Origin of the sequence: Paenibacillus ihuae, assembly GCF_001368795.1 — a bacterium.
Classification (GTDB): Bacteria; Bacillota; Bacilli; order Paenibacillales; family Paenibacillaceae; genus Paenibacillus_AQ; species Paenibacillus_AQ ihuae.
In genome coordinates, this window is record NZ_LN831198.1 from 3,629,347 (window position 1) to 3,650,360 (window position 21,014).

Sequence of the window (21,014 nt, forward strand, 5' to 3'; positions counted from 1 at the left end):
CCGGGTCGGTCAACACTTGCGTTAGATTCGCGCCTTCCCCCTCGGGGAATCTGTGCTTAAAAGAGTTTACACAAAATTATTGACAGACCCCCAAAACTATCATTCGTCCGTTCTACTCAGTTTCCAGCCTAGTCTCAACGCACTTTCAGCCAGATTCATTGCCACCGCTAATTTGATCTGATTCAATTTGCTTAACCCAAATTTATATTGTGGTATGGACAGAACTGATTTAATTATAGGACTTTTTTGAGCTAACCTGGGCATTTCCATGTCAACAACTATAGAACCGTTTATTAGAATTTGGTAAAAATCCTCCTCTTGCTCAGGAATCCAATGGAGGATATAAGCAGTCTCCAACCCCGGGAACTTTTTACGAATGTATGTCAGAAGGGCTGCCTTTTCAATATCCTCAAAGAGTGACTTATTAGATACAATTAACTGCTCTCTTAAGGCTTGCTCGGTTCGGCTCCCAACAAGTTACATCTTTAATTCCCTCCAGTGAGATCATGCAACGGGCTTCAATTAGCCAACTCCCTACAACATCAGTGATTTTGCAAAAAAGATAGCAGCAACCCTCTTGCACGTTCATGATTCTCCAGATCTATTGAGATCGACGGATAACAGGACAGGCTTGTTTTGATAAAACAATATTGCGGGAACCGTTCGAAGAAACTCTTTTTTAATAGCTCAAGTTGTCTCCCGGGAATTCCAGCGGTATGATCATTGACAACATAACTAACTGTTCCAGCAATCACAGCACAATACTCACTGAAATCAGAACTGAAACATTCACCATCAAGCTGCGCGAACGACTCTGCGTAATCTTCCTTCAACCTTTTGGAGTCCAGATAGGGAAAAGAACGGTTTAATTGTGTCTTGTACATCTGTGCTAACTCCTGAACGATTTCTGGTTTATGCGACACGTCCATATCCCCACCTGCTCCTCCCCACACCCGGGGCTGCCCCAGCAAAAACCAGCAATTCACTTCATCATAGCCAGTGATTTGAGCTTCAACTAACAAACCCTTATGTATATTTCTTTGTTGTGATTGTGCAGCACATTCATCATAGTCGGCCAGCCCAAGCGCCTCTGTATCCGGTATACTTACGATCACTCCTTGGGGATATAGAACTTCAAGATAGCCCATGATTGTTGTACCAAGAGGTAGCGTCTTTTTGTTTTCAAGCCAGCGTGGCTGCTGCTCAGTAATCATTTCATCCCACACGGCTTCGAACGCTTCCTTCGGGATTCGTTTTAACTCGGGATCATCCAAGGGTAACTCATGTTCCGCCAGGAAAAATTCGTGTTTTTTCACATTGGAGGTCTTACTCTCTTTGCCTTCCTCCAACAACATCTGTCTATAGGCTATGCCTTCGTCATCCACTTCAAAGTACCATTGCTGTTTGTCTGATTGCTGCAGTAAATAAATCATGGGGTTCTACTCCTTCTGCGCGGTGACTTCTATCTAGATACATCTCAATCCTTATCTCCAAGTAAAAACTCGGCATGATCACCAGTGGCATGACTAACACCCACACTTATCCCTATAAAATCCGCTGTAAAATAACTGAATATATCTGACTGCTTATCAGTTCCTATGTTGTCTAATGAATCTGCATTTTTGAATCGTTCAATTCGCTCTTCGGTTGTATACATATTTAAATAACTCAGAATCTCTTCTTTGGTGGCACCAGCCGATTCAGCCATCTTAAACTCCCCGGCTTTTTGCTTCTCTACAAAGTCACGATTAATCTCAACCACATTTTTTAACCTGATCAGCTTCTCTTCTTGCAAATTAATATTCGTGGTATAGAACAAATTGTTAGGATGCGCTGCGCCTTCGACATAGCCGACCCCGGCATACTGTATACTGAGCATTTCTTCATCCTGTCTCTGAATTTGATAATCTATCTCCAGATTCAAACCTTCCGCAGAGTTATCATAATATCGCATAACTTTACCCGCTTCCTCTTTAATCATTTCATTTATTGATTTTTGTCCAGTATTCGGTTTAATAAAAATGATTTGAGGATATTTGATTGTAATATCTCCCTTGGCGATAATCTGCGTTTCCACACTATAGCTCTTATCCAGTGACGAGATAACTTCTTTGCTATCTTTAGTACAGGAGGACATCAGTAATAAGATCATGATTAAAAACCATAGCTTAAATTTTCCTTTCAATATAAACCGCTCCCTGCCGTCCAATCCCAATCATCTATTTAATAATTTCAATATCTCAGGGTTCAATCATTACGATTCAGATATTAATTTTCTAACGTATAGCGAGCATTCCTGAACCAGTTCATACAGCTTATCCAATTCCATACACCGTTTCTCCAACACTGGGTTTTGCCAATCTGAATCTTTAATTACATACACCGCAAATTCTTTCCGGTACCAGCCAACGTCCAGAACATATGCATCATCGCGGTAAGCCACCTGGAAAATATCCTCTTGATCTAGATACTGCGTTACGTTATATGTAACGATTCCTGGTGAGAAGTCAATATCGTCGAACATATGGCTGCATCGCCCCCTTTGATCAATGAACTGCCAGACTACTATGGCTAATTCTTGTTGCTTAATACGTGCATAATAGTTTCTTGAATATCGATCTTTGATGTCTTGTCTTCTAAAGTTAAAAGCTGCAGAACCATATTAATCGCATGCCTGAAGCTAACTTGACTTGATCCCACTGAGCCGTGAGCACCGGTATCAATCACTATTTTCCCCGAAGGCAACAGGATTTCCGGGTCAGCAGACAGCTTATGTATCTCATCAATCACTGCACTGATATATTCCACAGGAATCCCGCGTTTGACCACATCTGGCTGTAAAGCAATCACATCGTCAATAACCACTCCATTATCGTAGCCAATCTCAGCCTGGACAACCAGTTCTCCTCTGTCAGACGGAAAATACGAAACACCGATATATGCGTAATTACTCACCATTCGGGCTGCCAATACGAGTTCAATAGTAAGAGTACACTCTGTTTGATATGTATAATTTTTTAGAGGAAAAGATTGTTCGACTCTGCCCTTGGATGGATACGGTCTTGGTGGACATTCATTCAGCCATACCCTGCCCCTTCTATAAGCACCTAAATCCTCGAAATTCATAAGCATTGCTTTCATCCCCTATCCAATGACACGATCGATAATTGCAGGCACGGACTCCGTTTTACTTGAGGCCTGCTCCATTATAATTCAATTCATTATTTAGAAATGCGTTCGGCTACCTCTACCTCCAAGATCTACAACAAAATCATTCTAAACCACTTGAAGTATATCTTCTTTAAATGACCACAATTGTTCTGAGTAAAATCAAACGAGTTCTTTGTTCTTTTCAAAATTCACTGGCCAGTGTTGCTCTCAGTTTCACAAGTTGATTTACATGGAAATCGTATTGATTAGGCGTAAAGTATTCATCAAATCTCATGAAAAAGTGCTCTGCTTCGTTAAATATTGATTGTAGAAATTCTATCTTCGGGATAATGAAAGAACCATACTTTCCGTCACCAATTATAAATATGATGTAATCATACTTATTCTCAATTATCTCAATTTTTATAGGCTGATCTGGAAGGTAACATTCTGATTTACCATTTACTAAAAACTCCTCCACTGCATTTAGTAAGTAAGCCCAGAGATTCCCGACTAAATCCCATAATCTAAAAGTCATAATTGGCCTATTGTTATAATTCATTACAATAGCCCCTTCCAAATAGTTATCGTCAATTTGAGTAATGTATTTTTGCATTCTTTCCTTATCATCAATATGAATAAAGTAATTTTCTGGTTTTTGTTCAAAATTATCTGGTAGTTTTATTTTTGGTATTTTAATATATGTGTTTATTTCCATATTGTTTACTTCACTCTCCAATTAGATGGAATTGACCAACATGTATTAGTGGATTATTTTGAAGCGAAACATCCTCTATATCAATGCTTAACTAACCATTTAATCCTTAAATAAAAAATATTCAATTCTAAAATTTGAAGCTCAAATTCATATACTCCATTGATATCGCTTGGGAAGTTAAGGAATATAGTTGAAGATATTTTATCATCTTCACTTAGTATTGCATCGAATTCTTCAAACTTATATCCAGAGTAATCATTTTTTAGTCCACAATTTCAGAGTTCCATTCTCCACCATTTTCAGCGGACTCAGATGCACTTATTTGAGTCATAATCCACCCTTTGTCATTCTAACGGACTCCAGTGCGCTTATTTACGGGGATACTCTCGAAAAATGCCTGCTGGAGAGGAAATAAGTACACTTCGGTCCGTTAGCCTAGTGAAATACCCTCTACAGCGAAGATAAGGGCTTTCCGGTCCGTTAGCAGTTCCCAGTTCCCCAGCGGCTCGGATCGGCCAGTAATATAGCTAACGTTCTGCTGGTTTGATCATACCAAAAATATCCAAAACAAAAAACCGCCCTTGCAAGGCGGTTTCTGCTGCATTTCGTTACCAGTCACTGCACCCGTCACATACTTCTCCATACCTGATTACTTCGAACATGCTCTTTCCTCAACCTGCACTCACCAACAAACCCTTACTCATTACCCCTACTCTTACATTTCACCTTACCGCTGCAAGGAGACCAGCCTAACCGCGCGCCTACTGCGCAATCTGCTCACGAATGTTCGCGAGAATCTTCTTCTCCAGCCTCGACACCTGGACCTGCGAGATGCCGAGGCGGGTGGCGACTTCGGATTGGGTCTGGTCGCGGTAGTAGCGCAGGTAGACGATCAGGCGCTCGCGTTCGGTCAGTGCGCCGATGGCCTCGCTCAGCGCCAGCTTGTCAAACCAGCGTTCCTGCGATTCGTCGGCGATCTGGTCGATCAGGGTGATCGGATCGCCGTCGTTCTCGAACACGGTCTCGTGAATCGAGGTCGGCGGCTTGTTGGCTTCCTGGGCAAACACAATTTCTTCCGGTGTTACACCAAGTGCCTCCGCAACTTCGCCGATGGTCGGCAGGCGGTCCAGCGTCTTGGACATTTCGTCCTTCATCTTGCGCACCTTGTTGGCCATCTCCTTGAGCGAGCGGCTGACCTTGAGGGTACCGTCATCGCGCAGGAAACGCTGGATCTCGCCGATGATCATCGGCACAGCATAGGTGGAGAATTTGACCTCATAGCTGAGGTCGAATTTATCAACGGACTTGAGCAGTCCGATACAACCGATTTGGAACAAATCATCAGGCTCATACCCGCGGTTCATAAACCGCTGCACCACCGACCAGACGAGGCGGATGTTGCAGCTTACGAGCGTGTCGCGGGCCAGATTATCTCCGGCCTGACTGAGCGCAATAAGACGTTTGACCTCCGCATCGTCCAAATAGGTCGGCGGAGCTTTTTTTGATTCTGCTTCCATGGCTCCAACCCCTAATTGTATAAAGCTTTTTTCGAGACGATCGTTTTCTTCATAGAAATGGAGGTACCGCGCCCCGGTTCACTGGTCACTTCGAATTCATCCATGAAATTCTCCATAATCGTAAACCCCATGCCCGACCGCTCCAGCTCCGGCTTGGATGTGTACAGCGGCTGCTGCGCCAGCTCCAGATCCTCAATGCCGTTCCCCTGATCCTCGATGGTCAGGTGCACGGTCTCATTGTCGATCGACGCCGAGATGCTGACAATCCCTTCCGGATTACTGTCATAGCCGTGGATGATACAATTGGTGACAGCCTCCGAGACAACCGTCTTCAGATCATTCAGTTCTTCCATGGTAGGATCTAGCCTGGAGACGAAGGCCGCTACCACCACACGCGCGAACGATTCGTTCTCCGAGAGGGCGGCAAACTGGACACTCATGAAGTTACCAGCTTCACTCTTTGTCATAACGCAACCTCCAAATCCGAGAGTGCAGAACTCTCGTCGTCATATAGGGACATGATTTTGAACAGGCCCGACATTTCCAGCAGCCGCTTCACGGGGGCGGTGGCATCACAGACAGCCATTTTCCCGCCTTTACTGCGAATCAGCTTGTACCTTCCAAGAATGACGCCAAGGCCCGAGCTATCCATGAACTGCAGCTCTTTCAGGCTGAGAATCAGATGCTCCACCTGGCCCCGCATAATCGCTTCATCCATCTCCATACGAACATAATCGGCTGCGTGATGATCCAGCTCTCCCGATAAACGGACAACCAGCACACCCCGGTGATGCTCCATCTCCACATGAGAATTCATACTTGCCACTCTCCTCTTCGTTGCTTTCAAAACCGCCCTGTAACTTAGTTATTTCCCCTACAAGGACAAGGTTTTCTACATGGCAATTGAGGATTCCTGCTCCCCGACAAAACTAGAAGAAAACCCCTAAGAATCTACAGAGGACACAAGGGGAATCTACAAAATGCAAGAAATTAATCAACCGTGAACAGTGATCCCGTCGTGCGCTTGAACAGCTTCCACCAGCCTGCCTTCGGCACAGCTTCGCCCGCCTTGAGCTCATATTCTTTAATTACACTCGTGCCCTGGTAGACTACCAGCTTGCCAATGGTCTGATCTGCGGCGATCGGCGCTTTTACACTGCCCGGAAGCACCAGCTCATTGCGGATGCCTTCCTGGGTAATTCCCTTTTTAAGCAGCACGCTGTAGGTTTCCTTGGCGGTAATCGGCAGCGTCTTTTTCACACCTTTTTCAATGTTCAGCGTACCGATGGTGTCTCCGGCTTTATAGATCGTGTGCATCTTATATTGTGAAAAGAGATAATCGAACATGCCTGACACTTCACTGTTGCGTGTCTTCGTGTTCGGTTCGCCCAGCACTACGGCAACGGCGCGGAGTCCGTCTCTGGCTGCAGTTGCCGAGAGGCAGAACTTGGCTTCCGACGTATAGCCGGTCTTCAGACCATCGGCTCCCGTATAAAAGCGCACCAGCTTGTTCGTGTTGACCAGCCAGAACGGTTTGGCCGAATCCTTGCGCAGATAGTCCTGATAGGAACCGGTATATTTAATAATCCGTTCATGCTTGAGCAGCTCCCTGCTGATGACGGCAATGTCATGGGCCGAGGAATAATGATTCGCAGCCGGCAGGCCGTTACAGTTGGCAAAATGCGTATCCTTCAGGCCAAGCGCCTCCGCTTTACTGTTCATCATATCGACAAAGGCACTCTCTGAGCCGGCGATCTTCTCCGCCATCGCAACAGAGGCATCATTGCCGGAAGCCATAGCGATGCCTTTCAGCATCTCATCCACCGTCATTTCTTCTCCGGGCTCCAGAAAAATCTGCGAACCGCCCATCGATGCCGCATATTCGCTCGTCCGCACCTTGTCGGTCAATTGCAGTCTGCCTTCATCCAGGGCTTCAACGGTCAGCAGCATCGTCATGATTTTGGTAATACTGGCCGGTGGCAGCTTGTCATGACTGTTCTTCTCATAAATAATGGTTCCGGTGCCCGCATCCATTAGAATGGCGGAACGTGCTCCCGGCGCAAGATCAACAGCAGCAGCGGTATTACCGGTACTTTTAGCCTTTTCCTCCGCAAATGCGCCTGGTGCCGCTCCCAGAACCGAGACAGCCATACATAGCACAAGCGTCAAATAACGAATTTTTCTCAAAGTGGTTCCCCTCCTGAACATTAACCTTCATTTCACAGGTACTGTATTCCAGTTTGGTCAGAAAGGCAGGAAATTATTCCAATTCACGCAGAAAAAAAGGCCTTCTCCGGCATCTTTACGGATACGCAGAGAAAGCCCCTCACTTTAGCCATCCGGAGTCATTTATCCGGCACTCCTAAACTTCTAAACTCCTAAACTCCTAAACTCCTAAACTCCTAAACTCCTAACTTAGAGCAATTCTCCCGCATGCATAATTAACTTATCGTCTATATACACGTCAGGCTTCATTACCACAGCATCAATATGTACTCCTGCCGCAAGGATTCCGCCAAAGGTATTATTGCTGCCGAACGCTACATGAATGGTTCCGTAGACCTTCTCGTCTTCGAGCACCACACCTGTAATTCTGGCCTTATTATTCGTTCCAATGCCAAATTCCCCAAGGAACCGGCCATCACCTGCCCCCAGCATTTCCAGCAGTTTGTCCCCGCCTTCGCCTTCGGCCGCAGTTAAGCGGCCTTGCTCTACTGTAAGCACCAGCGGACTGTGCAGTGCACCTATTCCGGCGATGGAACCGTCCACCAGAATCCGCCCTGACGCGGTGCCTTCCACCGGTGCAATATACGCTTCGCCGGAAGGCAGGTTGCCCGATTCTCCCGGATTGAGATATAACCCCGTGCTCAGCACGCCGTCTCTGCTGTCAATCGAGAAGCTCAGACTCAGCCCGTCCTTCTCCACACGCACCTCACGGCCTGCGGACAGCAGGGCGGCTACCTGTTCAGTCAGCTCTTTGACCTGTGCATAATCAGCAGTAATTGCTCCATTGCTGAACATATCATCCGTCATGCCCGGCATGGTGGCCACACGGGTTCCCGCTGCTGCTGCCTGCTTGCGGGCAGCCGTATGTGTCATGGAATGTGTCGTAATACAGACGGCCACATCCGCTTTAGCCATAGCTTCGGCGACCGGAGCCGGTGGCTCCTCGCCCGATTTGCTCCGCGGCTGCATGATCAGCAGCATCGATTCAGCCCCGAGCCGCTTGCCTGCTTCATAGACGGATTCCGCCAGCTCGCGCTTGTCATCGTCCGCCACAACAGCCAGCAGTTCACCGCGGCTAAGCCCCAGACAATCCTTCAGTACATTCATGCTGATTAGTATCCTTGATTCACTCATGTTAACTTCCCCCCGATTACACCATTTCCGCTATCTGTTCACCGGTTTAGGCGGTGTGACAGCACGGCAGCACTCCAGCAGAGGCCGCCCATTCTCTATGCTGTTCCACTTCCCTCTTACAGTCAAGTATTATCACACCCTCTTCGCCGCGAGCTCTTATTCCATGAAAAGGATAACCCCTGCCCGCTGCCGAATATCTGAATGGACAAAAATCACGACAGATCAGGAATGAGGGATAATCTATGAGGATTGAACAACTTCGCCGAGCTATTGCCAGCACAGCCCAAAGCTCTGGGTTTTCAGGAACAATACTGGTATCCGGCCGCGAACAGGAATTGATTCTGGAAGCCTACGGCCATGCGAACCTGGCGGATAACCGGCTGAATAAGCCCGACACACGTTTCGGCATCGCCTCCGGCTGTAAGCTTTTCACAGCTATTGCCATCTGCCAGCTTGTGGAACAGGGTAAGCTTTCTTTTGAGAGTAGAGCTCTGGAAGTGCTAAAAGGAGGCGGACTCGCGTTTCCGCTGTTCAGTCCGGAGATAACCGTGCATCAGCTGCTGACACACAGCTCGGGCATCGGGGATTATTTTGACGAAGAGACAATGGATGATTTCGCAGAATTGTGGAAGGCCGTACCGATGTATACGCTCAGGCGTCTTGAGGATTTCCTGCCGATGTTCCAGAACCTGCCGATGAAATTCAACCCCGGTGACAGATTTCACTATAACAACGCGGGTTATATCATGCTCGGTCTGCTCGTCGAGGCAGCAAGCGGGATGGCTTTCGCGGATTATGTGGAGCAGCATATTTTCCTGCCTTGCGGCATGCAGCATTCCGGTTATTTTGCGCTGGATAATCTACCGGCCAATACGGCCCTGGGATATATAGAACAGGAAGACGGAAGCTTAATCACCAATATCTACTCCATACCGGTAAAAGGGGGCGCAGACGGCGGAGCGTTCATTACTGCAACAGACATGCAGCTATTGTGGGACGGCCTGTTCAACCATCGGCTGCTCAATGAGGAAACGACTGCGCTGCTGCTAACGCCGCATATTCATGAAGATCAGGATAACTACTATGGCTATGGCGTGTGGATTACCAAGCTGAATGGAGAAGTGTACAAATACCATGTGATGGGTTTCGATCCAGGCGTCTCCTTCCGCTCGGCGTTCTATCCTGCAAGCGGTGTAACCTTCGCCGCCCTCTGCAACCGGAGCAAGGGAGCTTACCAGATCATGCAGACGGTGGAGGACGCTTTAGGCGGAGTGGACACTCCTGGAGATTAACGGATAGCAAGCAATCAGTGAACGTGCAAAAAAGCCGTACAGAACAGATTGTTCTATACGGCTTATCATTTAAGTGGAAATGTTGGCTGTAATTCCCGCAATTTCCGTACCACTGAATGACTAGCGGGAATACCTCCACTTAATTGCCTGGAAAAGCACCTCTTTATCCAAAAGGTGGTTTATTAGATGGAGGATTTCCCGCTAATTCTTCCAACAGCCTCGGTGGAGTCAAATTAGCAGGAGAATTTCCACTTATTCCATAACGCTTTCTTAGCACTCCCGGAAGAGCGCCGGAAGGAAGTACAATACTTTAGCAAGCCTTAGCCACGTGGTAACACAAATTAGTGCTTGATGTTACTTAGCAGTACTTCATAGTACTAGCAGTACTAGCGTCATTTAGCGTCATTTAGCATCACTCTGCGTTACCCGTTTCACTTGGTATGTTACTTAGTACCGGGTTACGCCATCCTTCGTTACAAGCGCGAATACCAGCGGCTGCGGCGGAACCGGCTGAGCGGAAATGCGGTAAGCTTCCAGCACCTTGGCTTCTGCTTCCTGCACTTTGCCCGCACTGGCATCATTCACATGCAGTACGGCAAGCGTAGCGCCTGCGGCAACGGCATCGCCGACCTTCAGTGATAGCTGGATGCCAACGCCCAGATCAATCAGCGATTCCTTGGTCTCACGGCCTGCTCCAAGCAGCATGGCGGCTACGCCGATTTCCTCGGCCTGGATGCTCTCCACATAACCTGCAGACGCTGCCTTGACCTCAATAAAGCGGCTGGCTGACGGCAGCGTGTCCGGTGCCTCGACCTGTGAAACATCGCCGCCCTGTGCAGCCACCATCTGTTTAAACTTATCAAAGGCGCTTCCGTCCTCGATGTGGGACATCAGGATCGTCCGCGCTTCGGCTTCATCCTTCGCTTTGCCGCCGAGAACCAGCATTTGGCTGCCCAGAATGAGGCAGACCTCCTGCAGATCCTTTGGTCCGTGGCCCTTCAAAGTCTCGATGCCTTCCTTGACTTCCAGCGCATTGCCGATGCCGAAGCCCAGCGGCTGGTCCATATCACTGATGACCGCAACCGTGTTGCGGCCCAGATGCGTACCGATATCGACCATGGCCTGGGCCAGGGCGATGGAATCATCCAGCGTCTTCATGAACGCGCCGCTGCCGGTTTTGACATCGAGTACGATGGCATCTGCACCGGCGGCGATTTTCTTGCTCATGACGGAGCTGGCAATCAGCGGAATGGATTCCACGGTAGCAGTCACGTCACGCAGTGCATACAGCTTCTTGTCGGCAGGGGTAATGTTGCCGGATTGCCCGATAACGGCAGCGCCAATTTCGCCGACCTGGGCGAAGAACTGCTCACGGCCCATCTCCACCGAGAAGCCGCTGATCGACTCCAGCTTGTCGAGTGTGCCGCCAGTATGTCCCAGCCCGCGGCCGGACATCTTGGCGACTGGAACTCCGGCGGAAGCTACAAGCGGCGCAAGCACCACCGTCGTTTTATCACCTACGCCGCCGGTGGAATGCTTATCCACCTTAATGCCGGCGATAGGACTTAAGTCCACCTGGTCGCCGGACATCGCCATTTCCAGTGTCAGATCGCCGGTTTCCCGCGCGTTCATTCCCCGGAAGTATACGGCCATTGCCCAGGCGGAAATCTGGTAATCCGGAATTTCGCCTTTGCTGTAACCCTGGATCAGGTAGGCGATTTCCTCACGGCTTAGCTCGCCGCCGTCTCTTTTCTTCTGAATCAGATCAACCGCACGCATTATAGCTGTACCTCACGCACAAACGCACGGACAAGTCCGATGAATTTCGGCTTGGTCAGATTAGCTACTTTTACTACCTGCTCATGTGTCAGCGGCTCCAGCTCATCGCCAATCGCCATATCGGTGATACAAGTGATCCCGAGCACGCGCAGCTTGCTGTGGCTGGCAACAATCACTTCCGGCACAGTGGACATGCCGACCGCATCCCCGCCCAGGTAAGCGAGCATTTTCAGCTCAGCCGGTGTCTCATAGGTCGGGCCGCTGATGCCGGCATAAACGCCTTCCTGCAGCACAAGCGCTTCACCGTCAACACCTTTGACGTCAACCGCCAGCTTTTTGGCAAGTGCGATATACTCAGGGTCATAGGCACGGGACATATCCGGGAAACGTACACCCAGCTCCGGATCATTCGGTCCAATCAGCGGGTTATCACCGGTCATATTAAGGTGGTCGGTAATCAGCATCAGGTCACCGGCTTTGAACGCCCGGTTCATGCCGCCGCCAGCATTGGTGATGACCAGCGTACCTACGCCCAGCTTAGCCATTACATAGACAGGCAGCACAACTTTGCGCATTTCATAGCCTTCGTAATAGTGGAAACGTCCCTGCATGATGATTACATCCTTGCCTTCCAGCTTACCGATAACGAACCGGCCGGCATGGCCTTCCACCGTGGAACGCGGGAAATGGGGAATTTCTTCGTAAGGCAGATAGACTGCGTCTTCAATCTGGTCGCCCAGATCACCAAGGCCCGAACCTAGAATCAGTCCGATGCTTGGGCTGTACTGTCCGAATTTGGACTTGATATATGCAGCCGCTTCTTTTACTTGTGTACCGTAAGCGATAGTTGTCTGTGTCATGAGATGAGCCTCCCGGAATGAATAGTTTTGCCTATATAGACTGAACATGTGATTTTTATATTCTAGGGTGAGTCGTGACTCCAGAGAATGTTTGGACTTCCGGCCGCTGTTGTCTGTAGATTTCTTAATTAGTACCGCTACTAGCGGTAGAAATCCACAGACAAAGGCGGACGCTAGCGCTCCTCCAGTTCCAAAATTCCCTTCCGCCCCTTTTCCCTTAATGAATATTTTCAAGTTCAATCTATATAGATTGTTTTTTGCACAGCGAATGCCGCTCTTAACGGCGCAGCCTACATTTTTGGAATAAACGCCAGAACCAGCTTCAAAAATTGCTCACGCACACGTTCCGCCGTCTCCATAACCTCGGCATGATTCAAAGGCTGTTCCAGAATACCGGCGGCCATATTGGTAATGCAGGAGATTCCCAGCACTTCAATACCGGCATGGCGGGCCACGATTGTCTCAGATACAGTGGACATTCCTACGGCATCTGCACCCTGGCGGCGCAGCATAACGATTTCGGCCGGCGTTTCGTAGTTCGGGCCAAGCAGACCGGCATACACGCCTTCCTTGAATTCAAAATTGTGCGCTGCCGCAGCTTCCTTAGCTACTGCAATCAGACGAGGGCTGTACGCAGTCGACATATCCGGGAAACGTACGCCAAGCGCATTATCATTCGGTCCTGTCAGCGGATTGCGGCCGGTCAGATTCAAATGGTCAGTAATCAGCATCAGGTCGCCCGGAGTGAAGTCTGTGTTCACACCGCCTGCGGCATTGGTAACGAGCAGGCTGTTTACGCCCAGCTCTTTCATGACACGCACCGGAAATGCAGTGGTTTCAGGGCCATAGCCTTCATACATATGGAAGCGGCCTTTCATCATGACAACCCGGCGGCCTTCAATCATGCCGATCAGCAGCTCGCCTTCATGCCCTTCCACTGTGGAGACTGGGAAATGCGGGATATCATTGTAAGGAATTACGACTTCATCTGTAATCAGATCGGCCAGAATGCCCAGACCGGAGCCGAGAATCAAGCCGATTTCCGGGGCTACCGTACATTGATCTTTAATATAAGCTACTGCTTCTTGAATATGGTCTTGAGTCACTGCCATGGTTGTTGCCTCCTTGAGGTTATGCCTGTATCATCCAGGCTTCTTTATTATTTGAGTTCTGCCAAAAAGCTTGTCCCGTACTGCGGCGCTTTCGCCCCGAAATTATCTGCAATCGTTGCCGCAACATCAGAGAAGGTCTGGCGGATGCCGAGGCTGCCCGGCGTCTTGAATCTTGGGCTGTAAATGAGCAGCGGCACATACTCACGCGTATGATCCGTTCCGCTATGGATCGGGTCATTGCCGTGGTCGGCAGAAATAATCAGCAGATCGTCTTCGCTGAGTGTGGACAGCAGCTCCGGCAGTGCCTCATCAAAGACCTCCAGCGCACGTCCGTATCCTTCCGGATCACGGCGGTGACCGTACAGGGAATCAAAGTCTACCAGATTGGTGAACAGGAAGCCGTCAAACGGCTTACGCAGCTCGTCAATCGTGATCTGAATGCCATGCTCGTTGCTCTTGGTCGGGTAAGAGGCTGTAACACCTTCGCCGGTAAAGATATCATTGATCTTACCGACAGCAATAACATCTTTGCCGATGTCTTCCAAAGCGTTCATAACCGTTGATTCCGGAGGCTTCACGGCATAGTCATGACGGTTAGGGGTACGTTTGAAGTCTCCCGGCTGGCCGACATAAGGACGTGCAATGACGCGGCCTACTGAGAATTCAGGGGCCATCGTCAGCTCGCGGGCGATTTTGCAGGCGCTGTACAGCTCTTCAAGCGGAATAATATCTTCATGCGCTGCAAGCTGGAAGACGCTATCCGCCGACGTGTAGACAATCCAGGCTCCGGTCTTCATCTGCTCTTCACCGTACTCCACCAGAATCTCTGTACCGGAAGCCGGTTTGTTTCCGATGACTTTGCGTCCGGTTGCTGCTTCGAACTTCTCAATCAGTTCAGCGGGGAAGCCGTCCGGATACACATTGAACGGTACTTCAATCTTCAGCCCCATTAGTTCCCAATGGCCGGTCATCGTATCTTTACCAACAGATACCTCCTGCATTTTGCCGTAATATCCGGTTGGCGCATCTACAGGTTCAAGCGGCGGCAGCGGCGAAATATTCGCCAGGCCTAATCTTTGCAGGTTCGGCAGCTTGAGGCCCGGCACCCGCTCTAGAATATGTCCCAGTGTATGGGAACCTTTATCTCCGAAACTTTCGGCATCCGGCGCTTCACCGATACCCACACTATCCAGCACAATAAATCCGATCCGTTTAAATAAGGACATTCGTTCATTCACTCCTTAGAAGTTTGCATTCTCTCTGGTCTAATCCAAACAAGAAGAAACGGCTCTACCTTCTTCCGCAGGGGGTACTCCCCTGGAAAGCCCGGGGGCAGTAGCCCGCTTGTTAGGTACCCGTTTTCTAGCGAAAGAACCGTCCGGCTGTACCGATTTATCCGGCCATTCTTTCAGTATGATTCCATCATAACTATCTTACTCACAAAAAGCATCTTTTTAGCACGTTAATGTAACGGGCAACTTCCACTAAACCTGATCCCGCCAATTAGCCGCAGAGCATTTACTTGGCCCGCGGATGATGGCTCTCGTAGACTTCCTTCATATTTTTGCGGGCGATCCCGCTGTACACCTGTGTAGTCGAGATGTCGGCATGGCCGAGCATCTGCTGAACCGAGCGGAGATCCGCACCGCCTTCCAGCAAATGGGCGGCAAAAGAATGCCTCAAGGTATGCGGTGTAATATCCTGTTCAATATGTGCTTCACGCGCGTATTTTTTAATGATTTTCCAGAATCCCTGACGGGTCAGCCTTCCGCCGAGACTATTCAGAAACAGAGCAGGCTCCTCCTGATTCCCCCGCAGCAGCTTGTCCCGCATCCCGGCTGTATATACAGCAACGCAGTCTGCAGCAATGGTACCGATCGGTACCACCCGCTCTTTGCCGGATGCCGCACTGCAGCGGGCAAATTTCAGCTCCGTCTGCACGTCCTCTACATTCAGGGAGATCAGTTCAGAGACGCGGATGCCCGTTGCGTACAGCAGCTCCAGCATTGCCTTATCCCGCATGCCCTGCGGACTGGCCTCATCAGGTGCAGCCAGCAGCCGCTCTATTTCCCCAACACTCAGTATCATCGGCGGCTTCTTGCTGGGTTTAATCATTTCCATATCAAGCGTAGGATCCTGCTCAACCAGCCTTGCCTTAAGCAAATAGTGAAAAAATGCGCGCAGCGATACCGTGTTCCGGTTAACCGTGGCCGTTGCCCGCCCGGCACCCCGGAGTCCGGCGAGATACTGAATGAGATGCGATCTTCTAATTTCCTCCGGCGATACGATCCCCCGCTCCCCGGCGAATTCCAAAAACTGCGAGACATCGCGTCCATAAGATTCCAGCGTACTCGAAGACAAACCTTTATCAACGGACAGATATTGCATAAAAGGCTGCAAATGTGACTTCATTCTACTCACTCTCCCGTCTGCTCAGGCTGCTCTTCGCGGCTATGCAGCATTTAGGCATGTGAGTCTGACAGCCGGCCTGTAACAGCAAACCGGGCAAACTCACCTTAGCTTCATTCGACAGACTTCTAGCTTTTTCCTGCTTTTGGCCCCAGCTTCACTCGCCGTACCAGTAGTACAGCCGCAGGCGCTGCCCGGCATTCAGCCCTTCCTCGGGATGCGGGGACTCCTGAAACGCCCGGACAGCCGAGCCTTCCGGGATTTCATAATGATCTACCGGACTGATCCAGGCGCCGATCCAGTTCAGCGCATAATAAAAAAGGCAGCTCAGGGCAACCAGCAAAGTCATAAAATACAACCGGCGCACCGTTTTGGGCACAGAGATAATCATTTAAGATACCTCCTAATAGGATCGTAAGGATGAAGCGCTTTGTAGTCTGCGCAAACATAGTTACCACTCGCGTTAACTCGTCCTACACTGTATGCGCCGGATACTGATGTTATGTATATCTTCTGGAAAAATCATTTAAAAAGCCCCCTCCGGCAGATACCGGGGAGAGCTTGTGCGGTAATTCCTCATCTATAAGCTTATTCAGGAGTGCTGCCGTCCGCCGCATTCTTAGCTTTACAACGGTGGCAAATCCCGTGAAAATCAAGTCTATGGTCAAGCACCGTAAAATTATATTCGTTCTCAAGCCGCTCTTCCAGCGGTCCCAGCCAGTCCTCGCGAATCTCGTCCATCGAGCCGCATTGCACACAGATCAGATGATGATGATGATGTTTAGCCGTATCCGTCCGCAAATCATAGCGGGCAACGCCGTCTCCGAAATTAATCTTCTCCACGACATGAAGTTCGCTGAGCAGTTCCAGGGTACGATATACGGTGGCGAGACCGATCTCGGGAGCCTTCTCTTTTACAAGCATAAACACATCTTCAGCGCTTAAATGATCTTCTTCATTCTCCAGCAGCACTCTTAAGGTCGCTTCCCGTTGGGGCGTAAGCTTATATCCTTGGGATTGTAGCTGTTGTTTTATCTTGTCTATCCGGGCTTCCACCTATCTCCCTCCCCCTTGGAAAATTACCGCACCGGGCACAAAACCACTTCTTACATTATAGGGGGAGTCGCTTTGAGAAGTCAAACGCTTTTAGAATGGGTTCAAGCGCAGTGCACCCGGAATGTATGAACAAAAAAGGGACCCCGCCGGCGTCCGGCAGGGCCAAGTTCTATTATAAGGGGGTCATGTGACTACTATAAGCCTGAAAGCTTAAAATACAATGAATGAAAGATAAAGGTTTGATGAAAAGGCGCATTAAAAGCTTGAATCCGGCAGGAACCTGCAACATAATGGAAGCATAGAAAAAGCGGTTGTATTTGGAGTAAAGTGGTGGTGAACTTTATCAGAAAGCAGGCAATCAAAAAATCCGTTAAGGCTATACTTATGTTCTTCGCCATCCTCAAAATGCTGCACTACATCCTCAAAGAAGTTATATTCGGAAATGCCGCCTCGATAGGAGTAACCGCTGGCTTTTCTGAAAGGACAGGCCTATGGGTTATCATTCTGTTGAGTTTGATACTAACAGTATGGACGTTTATCGAGCGAAATTGACTTAAATCATGAGACACTGTAATGACACACTTCCTGACAGCTTGACCTGACTATAATAGACTAAATGGAATGAATCCATTTTCATTTTTGATTGCAGAGACAATAATGAATTTTGTTGGAAAATGTCCATCTAATATATCCTCTATAAAGCAAACTTCTGCTTTTCACGCAATGTAAGTGGATTCATTCCAATTAGATGTTGGCTGCAGGGAAAATCAGCTGTATTAGTGGGTGTTTTTCCACTTAGTATCCTTATGATCGTACAAAAGCAGACGATATCGGCGCACCGCTTGGTGATTACAGCTCCTGGACTAATCAAACATTATTAAATAAATAACCTGTCAGGCTTATGGCCCGGCAGGTTATTTTGTTCATATAGTTGTGGCTTCACACACTCTGACCTATCAGCATCGGTGTCACCCATCTCATCATCTCCGGCGTCACCCAGGCCTCGAAACCGGAAATCCCCAGTACGAGCACGGCCATCCCGAGGGAGAGCAGCGTATACATGGCAAAAGGTCTGGTCACTGGCGTACGCCGCTGGCCAAGCACACGGCTGCGGATCATCAGCAGGGAAAAGGCGATAGCCGCCGCACTGCTGACAAGCAGTACCGGAATCAGCACCAGATTGTGCGGAGCCACAGAGACAAGCGCGAACAGCATCCCGTGCCAAGAATACTCGCTGACCAGGCAGCCGACCGTAAAGCCGATCAGCACCCCTTTGAGAAAATCAAGTATCAGAATCCCCGGCAGTCCAATCACCGACAAGCCCAGAATCCAGATCAGGCCGACCCACTTCAGATTCAGCGCGGCAATGCTCCAGTAGGAATCAGGGGCGGCGGGCAGTCCCTGCTGATCCACGGTGACAAAGAAATTACCCAGGTAATCACCCAGCTCCTGCTGCTGATCAAGTGTCAGCGCACTTACTATAAGTGCCCCAAAAACGACCCCAACCAGAAATAATACCGCAACAAAAATATAAAGAGGCGTCTGTTCCTTGATCATCAGCCGCAAACTGCGCATAGGGACGTTCTCCTTTCAGGTCACATGTTACACCATATGAGGAAACGTCCCGCTCTATGACTTGTCCTTTGGATATGTGAGACGATCAGGCCCCAAGAGCCCGTTATCTCTCGGTGCTCTTCACTTTACCGTAAGTCCCGCCGCCTCCGGATGTCAGCGCAAGCTGGCCCGTACGCGCCAGAACGATCTGTGCCGCTAATTGGGATCCCGCTATTTGAGCAAGCTCCGCCTCGCCGGTACGGTGCAGGATATTCATCTCGGTGTCAAAAGCCGCGAGCAGCGCGTTCATTTTGGCCTTGCCCAGGCCAGGGATAAACTCGAGCGGAACCTGGTAGTGATAAGGCGGGCGATGTTCCGCAACAACCGGCTGCTCACGGTCAGCGATATGCAATATCCGGTCAAACACCCCTTGCACCAGCTTAGGGCTGCCGCAATAAGGACAGCGTTCCGAGGTGGCATACGCCTCGTCGATAATGCTGCCGCATCCGGCGCAGTAGCTCCGGTGATACTTGCCAAGCCGCGGATTCAGGCCGAAATTGGCACTGACCCTCCGGCCCTCACGGCGCTCCAGCGCAAGGCGCAGCTCGCTGAACGAAGGCTTCGCCATTTCAATTATGTTGTACTCGCGGCCGATTTTGCCGAGGGAATGCGCGTCGGAATTGGTCAGAAAGGTATAGCTGTCCAGCTCGGAAATATATCCTGCCATTTCCGAATCCGCGCTGAGGCCAAGCTCAACCGCTGCAATCCGTTCCAGATCAAACAGCTCCGCCATCCGCTCCGCCGCACAGCCATACAGCCCTTTATGCGGCGTGAAAATGTGCGCGGGAATCAGTATTCCTCCCCGTCCGCAGATCTCATCCTGCAGGTCTCTGGAGGAGGCATACAGCCGCTGCGAGCTGAGGTTGATGTTGCGCATATACCGGCTCATCCAGCTGCTGAAATCCTCCATGGCAGCAAGGTCCGGCAGGAAAGCCAGCACATGACATTCCTTACGCCCGGGCTCGCGGATTTCGATTTCGCTCCCCAGCAGAAGTGTTGTTCCCCGGTAAGCAATCCCCCCGCCTTCTGCCGCGGTCATCTCACCCGACTCAAGAGCATCACGGATATCCTGCAGCACGCCCGGCGAATGACTGTCAATGATGCCGATCAGCTCTATCCCCTTGCGTTCCGCCGCTTCTAAGGCAATATTCGCGAAGGTAAGACTCCGGCTGCCGCTGATTTTGACTGCCTGTCCCGCCGAGGTCCGGCCGATATGAACATGAAGATCGCAGTAAAAGCTGTGCAGCTTCGGTTCTAGTGCCATTGACCTGTCAGCGTGTAGAGATGCCATGCGTACACTGCCATCATGGTTTTGGCATCGGCAATCCGCCCGTCCGCAATGTACTGGTACGCTTCCTCCAGTGTCAGCTCAGAGACCTCTAAGAATTCATCCTCATCCAGCGCCATATCCCCCGGCTGGGCATTATCCGTCACATACAGATGGATGATTTCATCCGCAAAGCCGGGTGAGGTATAGAAGGATTTCAGCAGCTTCAGCTCCCCGCTGTGAAAGCCGGTTTCCTCCTGCAGCTCACGTCCTGCGGCTGCCAGCGGGTCTTCGCCTTTATCCAGCTTGCCTGCAGGAATCTCTACCTCCGTGCGGTGCATCGGCTGGCGGTACTGCTCTACCACCAGCATTTTATTGTTGTTCAGTGCCAGCACCGCGACAGCACCAGGATGCTTCACCACCTCACGGGTAGCGGTATTGCCGTCCGGCAGCTTCACGGTATCTACCTGAAGGGTAATAATTTTGCCTTCAAAAATCGGCTGTGTGGACAATGTCTCTTCGTCTAAGGCGGGGTTACGGTTCAATTCTTCTTTTTTCATAGTTTCATGGTCTCCTTTAACTGGGATCTGCATAAGGTGTATTATAGCAAACTTAAGGGGAAAGAAGGAATGCAGGCATGAAGGACATCCTTATCCGTACAAGCACATCAGCGGTTACAATCGCAGGCAAGCCTGAGCAGATTAAAGCGGTCATTGCAGGCTGGACGGAAAAGTACGGACGTGATATGCCCCTGACCTACGTTCTGCGGCTGCAGGCAGAGTCCCGGATTCGTCCACCTAAAGCCGGCTGAATAACACATCTTGCCCACCTTCACCCGCCGGCTAAACATAAGGAGCTGTTCCCGGGCATTCCCGGAAAC

22 protein-coding genes are annotated in these 21,014 nt (G+C 49.8%); 2 read left to right on the forward strand and 20 right to left on the reverse strand.

All coding sequences use genetic code 11. The features are described from left to right. Positions 1-542: 542 nt before the first annotated feature. The 10 genes from AQR02_RS16705 to AQR02_RS16750 all read right to left on the reverse strand — a co-directional run bounded on the left by AQR02_RS16705 (position 543) and on the right by AQR02_RS16750 (position 8,745). Positions 543-1,433, reverse strand: a complete 891-nt coding sequence (locus AQR02_RS16705; protein WP_054941446.1) for a YxiJ family protein — start codon at positions 1,431-1,433, stop codon at positions 543-545. 44 nt (positions 1,434-1,477) lie between these two features. After that, positions 1,478-2,185, reverse strand: a complete 708-nt coding sequence (locus AQR02_RS16710) for a polysaccharide deacetylase family protein (protein WP_054941447.1) — start codon at positions 2,183-2,185, stop codon at positions 1,478-1,480. A gap of 69 nt (positions 2,186-2,254) precedes the next feature. Continuing rightward, positions 2,255-2,524 carry a hypothetical protein gene (locus AQR02_RS16715; protein WP_054941448.1) on the reverse strand — a complete coding sequence of 90 codons (270 nt, stop codon included), beginning with the start codon at positions 2,522-2,524 and terminating at the stop codon, positions 2,255-2,257. 47 nt (positions 2,525-2,571) lie between these two features. After that, positions 2,572-3,141, reverse strand: a complete 570-nt coding sequence (locus AQR02_RS16720; protein WP_209444168.1) for a hypothetical protein — start codon at positions 3,139-3,141, stop codon at positions 2,572-2,574. A 211-nt stretch (positions 3,142-3,352) separates the two neighbouring features. After that, positions 3,353-3,868 (reverse strand): hypothetical protein, encoded by a 516-nt coding sequence (locus AQR02_RS16725; RefSeq protein ID WP_054941450.1) that lies wholly within the window; start codon positions 3,866-3,868, stop codon positions 3,353-3,355. Between the two features lie 761 nt (positions 3,869-4,629). Continuing rightward, complete coding sequence (gene sigF / locus AQR02_RS16730) at positions 4,630-5,385, reverse strand: RNA polymerase sporulation sigma factor SigF (protein WP_054941451.1); 756 nt, start codon at positions 5,383-5,385, stop codon at positions 4,630-4,632. Positions 5,386-5,396: 11 nt separating this feature from the next. After that, positions 5,397-5,852 carry an anti-sigma F factor gene (gene spoIIAB, locus AQR02_RS16735; protein WP_054941452.1) on the reverse strand — a complete coding sequence of 152 codons (456 nt, stop codon included), beginning with the start codon at positions 5,850-5,852 and terminating at the stop codon, positions 5,397-5,399. Further along, on the reverse strand, positions 5,849-6,202 hold the full coding sequence (gene spoIIAA / locus AQR02_RS16740; RefSeq protein WP_054941453.1) for an anti-sigma F factor antagonist: 354 nt from the start codon (positions 6,200-6,202) through the stop codon (positions 5,849-5,851). The genes spoIIAB and spoIIAA overlap by 4 nt, the downstream gene beginning before the upstream one ends. Before the next feature lie 173 nt (positions 6,203-6,375). Further along, entirely contained in the window at positions 6,376-7,593 is a 1,218-nt protein-coding gene (locus AQR02_RS16745) for a D-alanyl-D-alanine carboxypeptidase family protein (protein ID WP_187388792.1), read from the reverse strand. A gap of 207 nt (positions 7,594-7,800) precedes the next feature. Continuing rightward, the gene (locus AQR02_RS16750) at positions 7,801-8,745 is read right to left on the reverse strand and encodes an aminopeptidase (RefSeq protein WP_054941454.1); all 945 of its coding nucleotides are present in this window, start codon (positions 8,743-8,745) and stop codon (positions 7,801-7,803) included. Between the two features lie 242 nt (positions 8,746-8,987). On the opposite strand from AQR02_RS16750, the gene AQR02_RS16755 reads away from it, so the two are divergent. Further along, positions 8,988-10,037, forward strand: coding sequence for a serine hydrolase domain-containing protein (locus AQR02_RS16755; protein ID WP_054941455.1), 1,050 nt, complete (start codon positions 8,988-8,990; stop codon positions 10,035-10,037). Between the two features lie 447 nt (positions 10,038-10,484). Here the strand turns inward: AQR02_RS16755 and AQR02_RS16760 are convergent, their stop codons facing one another. The 10 genes from AQR02_RS16760 to AQR02_RS16810 form a co-directional block, all read right to left on the reverse strand. Next, the gene (locus AQR02_RS16760) at positions 10,485-11,816 is read right to left on the reverse strand and encodes a pyrimidine-nucleoside phosphorylase (protein WP_054941456.1); all 1,332 of its coding nucleotides are present in this window, start codon (positions 11,814-11,816) and stop codon (positions 10,485-10,487) included. Next, positions 11,816-12,676 carry a purine-nucleoside phosphorylase gene (locus AQR02_RS16765; RefSeq protein ID WP_054941457.1) on the reverse strand — a complete coding sequence of 287 codons (861 nt, stop codon included), beginning with the start codon at positions 12,674-12,676 and terminating at the stop codon, positions 11,816-11,818. Before AQR02_RS16765 ends, AQR02_RS16760 begins: the two co-directional genes overlap by 1 nt. Before the next feature lie 290 nt (positions 12,677-12,966). Then, entirely contained in the window at positions 12,967-13,788 is an 822-nt protein-coding gene (locus tag AQR02_RS16770; protein ID WP_054941458.1) for a purine-nucleoside phosphorylase, read from the reverse strand. Between the two features lie 47 nt (positions 13,789-13,835). Beyond that, a complete protein-coding gene (deoB, locus tag AQR02_RS16775) occupies positions 13,836-15,014 on the reverse strand; it encodes a phosphopentomutase (RefSeq protein WP_054941459.1) in 1,179 nt (392 codons plus the stop codon). Positions 15,015-15,306: 292 nt separating this feature from the next. Then, positions 15,307-16,200: a site-specific tyrosine recombinase XerD gene (gene xerD, locus AQR02_RS16780; protein ID WP_054941460.1), complete on the reverse strand. Its 894-nt coding sequence runs from the start codon at positions 16,198-16,200 to the stop codon at positions 15,307-15,309. Positions 16,201-16,354: 154 nt separating this feature from the next. Further along, positions 16,355-16,588, reverse strand: a complete 234-nt coding sequence (locus tag AQR02_RS16785; RefSeq protein WP_054941461.1) for a DUF4227 family protein — start codon at positions 16,586-16,588, stop codon at positions 16,355-16,357. 197 nt (positions 16,589-16,785) lie between these two features. Then, positions 16,786-17,253 carry a ferric iron uptake transcriptional regulator gene (gene fur, locus AQR02_RS16790; protein ID WP_054941462.1) on the reverse strand — a complete coding sequence of 156 codons (468 nt, stop codon included), beginning with the start codon at positions 17,251-17,253 and terminating at the stop codon, positions 16,786-16,788. Positions 17,254-18,192: 939 nt separating this feature from the next. Beyond that, entirely contained in the window at positions 18,193-18,828 is a 636-nt protein-coding gene (gene spoIIM, locus AQR02_RS16800) for a stage II sporulation protein M (RefSeq protein ID WP_054941464.1), read from the reverse strand. A gap of 103 nt (positions 18,829-18,931) precedes the next feature. Then, positions 18,932-20,131: an endonuclease Q family protein gene (locus AQR02_RS16805; protein ID WP_082451876.1), complete on the reverse strand. Its 1,200-nt coding sequence runs from the start codon at positions 20,129-20,131 to the stop codon at positions 18,932-18,934. Next, positions 20,122-20,694: an NUDIX hydrolase gene (locus tag AQR02_RS16810; RefSeq protein ID WP_054941466.1), complete on the reverse strand. Its 573-nt coding sequence runs from the start codon at positions 20,692-20,694 to the stop codon at positions 20,122-20,124. Before AQR02_RS16810 ends, AQR02_RS16805 begins: the two co-directional genes overlap by 10 nt. Before the next feature lie 77 nt (positions 20,695-20,771). Between AQR02_RS16810 and AQR02_RS32500 the strand changes: the two genes are divergently transcribed. Next, positions 20,772-20,945: a hypothetical protein gene (locus AQR02_RS32500; RefSeq protein WP_159067778.1), complete on the forward strand. Its 174-nt coding sequence runs from the start codon at positions 20,772-20,774 to the stop codon at positions 20,943-20,945. Positions 20,946-21,014 lie beyond the last annotated feature (69 nt).